Annotated in this window: 1 protein-coding gene; it reads right to left on the bottom strand. The window is 69.2% G+C overall.

Annotation, left to right across the window (positions count from 1 at the left end):
• Positions 1-204: 204 nt before the first annotated feature.
• Entirely contained in the window at positions 205-1530 is a 1326-nt protein-coding gene (locus tag WEB03_RS16220) for an IS1380 family transposase (RefSeq protein WP_368071962.1), read from the bottom strand.
• Positions 1531-1650: the final 120 nt, after the last annotated feature.

Below are 1650 nucleotides of genomic sequence, written 5' to 3'. Positions count from 1 at the left end.
AGCCTCAATCCACCGTCCGGCTTCGTGACGGGGCTGTCGTAGCAGGATTCGAGGGGGCCAGGTGGTGTTGGTGGCCTGCCGGCGCGGTCAGCGGCTCGGGCAACCGGGTTTCTGACCCGGCGTGGGCATGCCGACGGTCCCGGCGCTTGTCCGGGGCGGGAGTCGATGGGGTCTGTGGCGGGCGGAGGGACGACGGGCGAGGCTTTAGGTGGGTGCGGGGATCGCCGCGATCCGCGTCAGGGCGTTGGTGAAGGCCTCGCGCCAGGGCCAGTTGGTGGGAGCCCGGAGTTTGATCCGGCGGCCGGTGTGCACCAGCCGGGCGGGCATCGTGACCAGCTTGGTCCGCAACGTCTGGGTGGTCGCATGCTCCCAGGCAGCGCCGGCGGCCTTCAAGCTCCAGCGGCCCAGGTTGTGGGCGAGGATCGCCAGCGCGAGCCAGGCCGCGTTGGCGTTGAACTTGCCCGAGGGCACATGCGCGAGCCCGCCGGCCTTGACGTCGCGGATGGCGAGCTCGACCACCGCATGGGCGCGGTGGTCGGCTTCGAGCTCGAGCATCTCACCGTCACGGTCGGTGAGGATCGCGTGGTAGTCGAACACCACGTCCAGTGCGAGCTGTGAGCCAGGGGTGGGCCGCACCCGGCGGACGATCAGCCGCAGGGCGATCTCATCCTTGGTGTTCTTGAACGCGGTGTAGGTGGTCTCGGCCACGTCCGCGCCGCCGGCGAGCCAGTAGTCGATCGGCACCCAGTCCTGGTCGGGGATGGCCGCGATCGCCTCCTTGATGGGCTTGAGCTGTTTGACGGTGACCGAGAACCGGGCGTCGTGGTCGCGGCAGGCACGAATGAAGGTCCTGGAATAGAACGCCGAATCGGCCCGCAACGTCAACGCGCCGGTCGCGCCCGCGTTGCGCACGCGGGAGATGGTCTCGCGCACCAGGCTGCCGGCCCCGCGGGCCGAACCGGCGTTGCCGCCCCGCATCCGCGCGTGCAGCACCTCGCCCGTGCCGGCCAGCGTGGCCAGCAGCGGGTGGTAGCCGCGCACCTTGGTGTAGCCGAACTTCGCGCCCTGCTTGGCGGTGCCGTAGACCTCGCACACCGTGGAGTCCAGATCAATCGTGAGATCGGCATCCAGATCCGGGCCCAGCCCGGCCTGCCACGCGCGGACCAGCACGCCGCGAGAGACCGCATCCAGCATCCGCACCGCCGCCCAGTTGAAGGCCCGCAGCCAGGTCCCGATCGTCGAGGGCGCCCGGATCTGATCGAACAGCTCGGGGGCCGCGCCGGCCCGCAGGATGTCGGTGTCGTCGATCGAATCCGCCCCGGCCAGCATCGCCCCGATCACCGTCATCGCCTTGGTGCCACAGTTGGCCCGACCCGCCACCTTCTCGGGCAGTCGCACCCGCTCATCGACGAGCTCGGCGACGCCGAGCTTCTGGGCCAACGCGGCCGGGACCTGCAGCCCCGCGTTGGGAACGAGGTTGTCCTCGTCGAAGGTGGTTTCAACCCGGGCGAGCTTGTGCGATGATCGCATCTGCGAGATGCCTTCTGTTGCTGGGCGCTGCGGACTTCAGACACCCGCATCATCCCAGGTCAGGAGGCATTTCCATTGGAACCAACACCGCATTCAGCGAGGTTTTTCGGTGGTTCCAGG

The organism is Nitriliruptor sp. (assembly GCF_040882075.1).
Lineage (GTDB): Bacteria > Actinomycetota > Nitriliruptoria > Nitriliruptorales > Nitriliruptoraceae > Nitriliruptor.
This window is presented reverse-complemented; position numbering and strand designations above follow the sequence as displayed.

Coding starts and splice junctions, on each gene's coding strand:
- WEB03_RS16220 (WP_368071962.1), bottom strand. CDS start 1,530: ATGCGATCATCGCACAAGCTCGCCCGGGTTGAAACCACCTTCGACGAG.